Here is a 7,123-nt window from a genome sequence, read left to right as displayed (position 1 = left end):
CGCTGCGCGCGTCCGCCTGTGATTGCAGCGTGACGGCGAGCTCGCCAAACGCCTGGGGAGGCGTTTTTCCGTCGTCAGGCCTGTTCGACGATCGTTCCAGCATCTGATCCCGTCCTGCGGGCGGCAGCGTCGGAGCCGCCGGCCGGTTCGTGGACGAAGCGCCCGCGGCGGAACAGCCCGCCGCCGAATGTGACGAAAAGTTTACCGGCCAGCATGACAGCCAGGGCAAACCACGTCAGCGCGTAGATCAGGTGGTTATTGGGAAAGCGGATCACGGTCAATCCGCCGATCGGGCCTTCGATGGGGCCTTGGGCGGTTTGTGATCCGGCATCGGCATCGACGAAAAAGGGTGCGACCTCGTGGAGGCCGCGTGCCGTCGCGATCGCGGCGACATCCCGCGAGTACCAGCGGTTGTGCTGGGGAACGTTGTTCCGGAGGAAGCCGCCTTTCGGCTCCGTCATGCGGAGCAGGCCGGTGATCGCGACCTCGCCGTCCGGATTGCCATCTCGGCGTGTCGATGCCTCGCGCCGCTCGGACGGCACGAAGCCGCGGTTGATCAGGACGAGCGTGCCGTCGTCGCGTTTGAGCGGCGTCAGCACCCAATAGCCGGGGCCTTCCTCGGTGACGGCCTGAACCAGCGTCTCGCGGTCATGCAGGAAGCGGCCGCTGACGGTGACGTGCCTGTATTCGTCGCTTGCGGCCGAGACCGCAGGCCACGCCGCGGGCGAGGGGATCGGCTGGGCCGGGGCATGGACGCGCTGCTCGACGCGGTCGATCAACGCCAGCTTCCAGGCGCGGCGTTCGATCTGCCAGACGCCGAGYGCGATCAGAACTGCAAAGGCCGTGAGCGAGAGGACCGTGAGCCACAGGGACGGGCGCGCAGCGTTACGGCGCGCCCATCCTGTCTTGCTCGTCACGGTCCCCAATTCGTTCACTTCATTCCGCTCATCTGGTGGATCGGCATCATGTTGCTGTTGAGGTGGTTCATCACCCACAGCGAGCCGGACAGCGCGATCACCACCATGACGATGGTGAAGATCAGCGCCATCATGCTCCAGCCGTTTTCGGACTTCGTGTTCATGTGCAGGAAGTAGATCATGTGCACGACGATCTGCACGACCGCGAAGGCCATGATGACCAGCGCGGTGATCTGCTTGCTCGGCAGCGCGCCGCTCATCACCAGCCAGAACGGGATCGCGGTGAGCACGACCGAGAGCACGAAGCCGAGGAGATAGGTCGAGAACGTGCCGTGGGCGTGACCATCGCCGTGGTGATGATCGTCCGCGTGGGCGGCGTGGGTATCGGTGTTCATCGCAGAACTCCCAGGAGATAGACGAAGGTGAAGACGCCGATCCAGACCACGTCGAGGAAGTGCCAGAACATCGACAGGCACATCAGGCGGCGGCGGTTGGCCTCGATCAGTCCGAACTTCCAGACCTGCACCATCAGGGTCACCAGCCAGATCAGGCCGCAGCTGACGTGCAGGCCGTGGGTGCCGACCAGGGTGAAGAAGGCGGACAGGAAGGCGCTGCGCTGGGGCGTTGCGCCTTCATGGATCATGTGGGCGAACTCGGTGAGCTCGATGCCGATGAAGGCGGCGCCGAACAGGCCGGTGATCGCCAGCCACATCTGCGTCTGGGCGATCTTGTTCTGCTGCATGGTCAGCATCGCGAAGCCGTAGGTGATCGACGACAGCAGCAGCATCGAGGTGTTCACCGCGACCAGGTCGAGGTCGAACAGGTCCTTCGGCGCGGGCCCGGCGGCGTAGTTGGCGCCGAGCACGCCGAAGGCGGCGAACAGCATCGCGAAGATGAGACAGTCGCTCATCAGGTAGATCCAGAAGCCCAGCGAGGTGCTGTAGCCTTCCGGATGCGGATGCTCGTCGGCGAGATAGAAGACCGGCTCGCCGGTTTGCGAGGGATTGACAGCGATAGTCATTTACTTGACTCCGGCGAGCAGTTTGGTGCGCGCGTCCTCGGTCCGGATGACGTCGTCGGCCGGAATGTCGAAGTCGCGGTGATAGTTGAAGGTGTGACCGATCCCGACGACGAGCATCGCGATGAAGCTCGCAGCCGCCAGCCACCAGATGTACCAGATCAGGCCGAATCCCATCGCGGTGGCGAGGCCGGCGAGAATGACGCCGGTGCCGGTGCTGCTGGGCATGTGGATCGGCCTGAACCCGGTGAGCGGACGCTGGTAGCCCCGCTTCTTCATGTCCCACCACGCGTCATTGTCGTGAACGACGGGGGTGAAGGCGAAGTTGTAGTCCGGCGGCGGCGATGAGGTGGCCCATTCCAGCGTGCGTGCATCCCAGGGATCGCCGGTGACGTCCTTGAGCTGCTCGCGCTTGAGGAGGCTGACCGCGAACTGCATCAGCATGCTGAGAATGCCGAGGAAGACGAGGCCGGCACCGATCGCGGCGATGACGAACCATATCTGCAAGGACGGATCGTCGAACACGCGCAGACGGCGGGTCACGCCCATCAGGCCGAGCACATAGAGCGGCATGAAGGCGAGGTAGAAGCCGACGACCCAGAACCAGAACGACAGCTTGCCCCAGAAGACATCGAGCTTGAAGCCGAACGCCTTCGGGAACCAGTAGTTGATGCCGGCAAAGGCGCCGAACACCACGCCGCCGATGATCACGTTGTGGAAGTGCGCGATCAGAAACAGGCTGTTGTGCAGGACGAAGTCGGCCGGCGGCACTGCGAGCAGAACGCCGGTCATGCCGCCGAGCACGAAGGTCAGCATGAAGGCGATCGTCCACATCATCGGCAGCTCGTAGCGGATGCGGCCGCGATACATCGTGAACAGCCAGTTGAACATCTTCGCGCCTGTGGGGATCGAGATGATCATCGTGGTGATGCCGAAGAACGAGTTGACGCTGGCGCCCGAGCCCATCGTGAAGAAGTGGTGCAGCCAGACCAGGTACGACAGGATGGTGATGACGACCGTGGCGTAGACCATCGAGGTGTAGCCGAACAGCCGCTTGCCGGAGAAGGTCGAGGTGACTTCCGAGAAGATGCCGAAGGCGGGGAGAACCAGGATGTAGACCTCGGGATGGCCCCAGATCCAGATCAGGTTCACGTACATCATCGGGCTGCCGCCGAAATCGTTCGTGAAGAAGTTGGTGCCGACGTAGCGATCGAGCGAGAGCAGCGCGAGCACCACGGTCAGGACGGGGAAGGAGGCGACGATCAGGATGTTGGTGCAGAGCGACGTCCAGGTGAACACCGGCATCTTCATCATGGTCATGCCGGGGCAGCGCAGCTTGACGATGGTACAGATCAGGTTGATGCCGGATAAGGTCGTGCCGACGCCTGCGACCTGCAGCGCCCAGATGTAATAGTCGACGCCGACGTCAGGGCTGTAGCCGATGTTCGACAGCGGCGGATAGGCGAGCCAGCCGGTGCGGGCGAATTCGCCGATGAACAGCGAGGCCATCACCAGCACCGCGCCGCCGACCGTCATCCAGAAGCTGAAATTGTTCAGGAACGGGAACGACACGTCGCGCGCGCCGATCTGGAGCGGCACGACGTAGTTCATCAGGCCGGTGACCAGCGGCATCGCCACGAAGAAGATCATGATCACGCCGTGCGCGGTGAAGACCTGGTCGTAGTGATGGGCGTTGAGATAGCCTTCGGAGCCGCCGAACGCGAGCATCTGCTGGCCGCGCATCATCAGCGCGTCCGCGAAGCCGCGCAGCAGCATCACGATGCCGAGGATCATGTACATGATGCCGATGCGCTTGTGGTCCACCGTGGTGAACCATTCGCGCCAGAGGTAGCCCCAGAGACGGAAATAGGTGAGGCCGCCGAGCAGCGTGGCGCCGCCGAGCGCGACCACCACGAAGGTGCCGACGACGATCGGCTCGTGCAATGGCAGTGACTCGAGGCCGAGCCGGCCGAAGATGAGCTTGAGAAGATCAGGAGACATGCGAGCTCTCTTTAGGAGTCTGACTTCGGACGCTGTCCGAGGAAGAAGGACGAGGACTTGAGCGGCGTGAAAGTCGGCCGCTTCAGGCCGGCGCCGAGCAGCGGCGCGGTGTCGACGGGCGCCGTGATGGAGGCGGTGGTCTTGCCCTGCGGCGCATCCGGCGTGCAGGTGCCGGCGACGAAGGTCGGCTCGGGGCCGAGCGCGGTGCCGCGGCGGGCGTACTTGTCGTAGGAGAGCGGCAGGGTGTTGTTCAGGCCCTGATGGCCGGCGCCGCCCTTGGCGTCGATCGCCATCATCTCGCTCTGGCACATCTTGCCGGTCTCGACGCACATGTTGAGGATCAGGCGGTAGAGATCGGAATCGATCGTGCCCCAGCGCCGCACCGGCTCGTTCTGGCTGGGCTTTTCGAGCTGGAGATATTCGGCACGTCCGAGCGAGCCGCCGGCGGACTTGGCGCTGGCGATCCAGGCGTCAAAGCCCTTGTCGTCGAGGCCCTGGAAGTTGAAGTGCATGCCGGAGAAGCCGGCGCCGCTGTAGTTCGCCGAAAAGCCCTTGTAGGTGCCGGGATGGTTCACCACCGCGTGGAGCTTCGTCTCCATGCCCGGCATTGCGTAGATCTGGCCGGCGAGCGCGGGGATGTAGAACGAGTTCATCACCGAGGAGGCGGTGATGCGGAAGTTGATCGGACGATCGACGGGAGCTGCCAGATCGTTGACGGTGGCGATGCCGTAGTCCGGATAGATGAAGAGCCATTTCCAGTCGAGCGCGACGACGTCGACCTCGAGCGGGGCCTTGGACTGGTCCACGGCCTGCTCCGCTTTGATGCGGCCGAGCGTGCGATAGGGGTCGAGCAGATGCGTCCCCATCCAGGTCAGCGCGCCCAGGCAAATGATGATCAGCAGCGGCGCCGACCAGATCACCAGTTCAAGCTYGGTCGAGTGATCCCATTCCGGCTCGTAGCGGGCCGAGGTGTTGGACTGGCGGTAGCGCCAGGCGAACAGCACCGTCAGCGCCATCACGGGGACGACGATCAGGAGCATCAGGACGGTGGAGATGATGACGAGGTCGCGCTGCTGGGCAGCGATGTCGCCGGCTGGCGCCAGCACGACGTAGTTGCAGCCACTGAGCGCAACTGCCAGGGGTAGCAGCGCCAGGATCTTGAGACGGGACACGGGCCGAGCCTTTGAGAATGAGTTTCCTTTGCGGGGCCAACGGGTAGCTGCGGCGCAGCAATCCGGACATTGGACAATTTGTCCAATGTTGCAGTGCGGAATGTTGGGTCAGACAGGCCCGGATTGCCTGGCGCCCCGCCGGGCGGTCGGCTTTGGTTTTCAGGACGTTAAGGGCGCACGAATGGCGACGGCACAGACCCCCGCAATGGCAGACCTCCACTCGGGCGAGCACGGCCACGACCAGGCCAGTCCCGGCGAGATTGCCATCGGCGTCATCATCGGCCGGACCTCGGAATTCTTCGACTTCTTCGTCTACGCGATCGCCTCGGTGATCGTGTTCCCGCGCCTGGTGTTCCCATTCACCAGCGAGCTGACCGGCACCCTCTATTCCTTCATGATCTTCGCGCTGGCCTTCATGGCCCGGCCGATCGGCACCGTCATTTTCATGACGGTCGACCGGGAGTACGGCAAGACGGCCAAGCTGGTCTCGGCGCTGTTCCTGCTCGGCACCGCCACCGTGGCGCTCGCGTTCCTGCCCGGCTATTCCGAGATCGGCAGCGCCGCGATCTGGCTGCTGGCGCTGGCGCGTATCGCGCAGGGTCTGGCCTGGGGCGGCGCCTGGGACGGTATGGCTTCGCTGCTGGCGCTGAATGCGCCGCCCTCCAAGCGCGGCTGGTACGCGATGGTGCCGCAGCTCGGGGCCCCGCTCGGGCTGATCGTGGCGAGCGCGCTGTTCGCCTATTTCGCCGGCAATCTCTCGGCCGACGATTTCTTCGACTGGGGCTGGCGCTATCCGTTCTTCGTCGCCTTCGCCATCAATGTCGTGGCGCTGTTCGCCCGCCTGCGCATGGTGACGACCGAGGAATATGCCTCGCTGTTCGAGACCCGCGAATTGCAGCCCGCGCGCATCTCCGACACCGTCGCGCGCGAAGGCCAGAACATCATGCTCGGCGCGTTCGCGCCGCTCGCGAGCTTCGCGCTGTTCCACATGGTCACCGTGTTTCCGCTGTCCTGGGTTTTCCTGTTCACCCGCGAAAGCCCGGTGCGCTTCCTGATCATCGAGATCGTCGCCGCCGTGTTCGGTGTGGGCGCGATCGTGCTCTCGGGCATCATCGCCGACCGCGTCGGCCGCAAGTCGCTGCTGATGGGATCGGCGATCGCAATCGCGATCTACAGCGGTTTCGCCCCGCAGCTGCTCGATGCCGGCGCGTTCGGTGAGACCATCTACATGGTGATCGGCTTCATCCTGCTCGGCCTTTCCTTCGGTCAGTCCTCGGGCGCGATCGCCTCGAACTTCAAGCAGGCATATCGCTACACGGCCTCGGCGCTGACCTCGGACATGGCCTGGCTGTTCGGCGCCGGCTTCGCCCCGCTCGTCGCTCTGTTGCTGGCGACCAATCTCGGCGTCATCGCCTCGGGTGCGTATCTGCTCTCCGGCGCGTTCTGGACGCTGCTCGCGCTCTGGCTCAGCGGCCAGCGCGAAGCGGGCGATATGGACGCGGGCGGCTAGTCGGGCTCGAGCAGTCCGCCGCAAAATCAGTGTCGTCCCGGCGAAGGCCGGGACCCATAACCCCAGGGAGGGGTTGTGGAGCGGGCTGTCAACTCCGAGTCTTCGCCGAACTCAATCCTGTGGCTATGGGTCCCGGCCTGCGCCGGGACGACGGCGGAGTTTGCCGAACGACTGCAGCCTCAGTCCGCCACGATCTTCACGCGATCCCTCACCTTCACCTGCGCGGTGCGATCGAGGCCGTTGAGCACGCGGAAGCGCTCGGCGGGGTGATCGACGCCGGCCATGCGGTGGGAGAGCGATTCCACGGTGTCGCCGGGCTGCACGGTGATGACCTTGATGCGCAGCGGGCGGGCGGCCTGGATCTCGTCGAGGGTCAGGCGGCGGAACGAGTTGACGGTCTCGCGCGCGTTGCGCTCGCTCTCGGTCGACTTCTGCCGTGCCGCGAAGATGAAGCGGTAGACGTCGCTGCCGAAGCGCAGCGCATAGACCTTGAACTGCCACTGGT

General features: G+C 64.5%; 6 protein-coding genes and 1 pseudogene. 1 reads left to right on the top strand and 6 read right to left on the bottom strand.

Translation table 11 applies throughout. From position 1 onward, the window contains the following. Positions 1–74: 74 nt before the first annotated feature. From AC1D00_RS19540 to cyoA, 5 genes are read right to left on the bottom strand one after another with little or no spacing between them, the layout of a single operon-like run. A complete protein-coding gene (locus AC1D00_RS19540; RefSeq protein ID WP_477011785.1) occupies positions 75–935 on the bottom strand; it encodes an SURF1 family protein in 861 nt (286 codons plus the stop codon). Beyond that, complete coding sequence (gene cyoD / locus AC1D00_RS19535; protein WP_271569976.1) at positions 932–1,312, bottom strand: cytochrome o ubiquinol oxidase subunit IV; 381 nt, start codon at positions 1,310–1,312, stop codon at positions 932–934. The genes AC1D00_RS19540 and cyoD overlap by 4 nt, the downstream gene beginning before the upstream one ends. Beyond that, positions 1,309–1,938, bottom strand: a complete 630-nt coding sequence (cyoC, locus tag AC1D00_RS19530; RefSeq protein ID WP_404552162.1) for a cytochrome o ubiquinol oxidase subunit III — start codon at positions 1,936–1,938, stop codon at positions 1,309–1,311. The genes cyoD and cyoC overlap by 4 nt, the downstream gene beginning before the upstream one ends. Then, positions 1,939–3,936 carry a cytochrome o ubiquinol oxidase subunit I gene (gene cyoB, locus AC1D00_RS19525; protein WP_477011784.1) on the bottom strand — a complete coding sequence of 666 codons (1,998 nt, stop codon included), beginning with the start codon at positions 3,934–3,936 and terminating at the stop codon, positions 1,939–1,941. It lies immediately after the preceding gene. Between the two features lie 11 nt (positions 3,937–3,947). Further along, positions 3,948–5,108: a ubiquinol oxidase subunit II gene (gene cyoA, locus AC1D00_RS19520; RefSeq protein WP_477011783.1), complete on the bottom strand. Its 1,161-nt coding sequence runs from the start codon at positions 5,106–5,108 to the stop codon at positions 3,948–3,950. Between the two features lie 181 nt (positions 5,109–5,289). Here cyoA and AC1D00_RS19515 point away from each other — a divergent pair, with 181 nt between their 5' ends. Next, on the top strand, positions 5,290–6,618 hold the full coding sequence (locus tag AC1D00_RS19515) for an MFS transporter (protein ID WP_135174867.1): 1,329 nt from the start codon (positions 5,290–5,292) through the stop codon (positions 6,616–6,618). Between the two features lie 179 nt (positions 6,619–6,797). On the opposite strand, the pseudogene AC1D00_RS19510 reads toward AC1D00_RS19515, so the two are convergent. Continuing rightward, positions 6,798–7,123, bottom strand: a pseudogene (locus tag AC1D00_RS19510) (M48 family metalloprotease); the annotation flags it as partial.

It is taken from the genome of Bradyrhizobium sp. P2_E8, assembly GCF_056403875.1.
This window is presented reverse-complemented; position numbering and strand designations above follow the sequence as displayed.

Coding starts and splice junctions, on each gene's coding strand:
- cyoC (WP_404552162.1), bottom strand. CDS start 1,938: ATGACTATCGCTGTCAATCCCTCGCAAACCGGCGAGCCGGTCTTCTAT.
- cyoB (WP_477011784.1), bottom strand. CDS start 3,936: ATGTCTCCTGATCTTCTCAAGCTCATCTTCGGCCGGCTCGGCCTCGAG.
- AC1D00_RS19515 (WP_135174867.1), top strand. CDS start 5,290: ATGGCGACGGCACAGACCCCCGCAATGGCAGACCTCCACTCGGGCGAG.
- cyoD (WP_271569976.1), bottom strand. CDS start 1,312: ATGAACACCGATACCCACGCCGCCCACGCGGACGATCATCACCACGGC.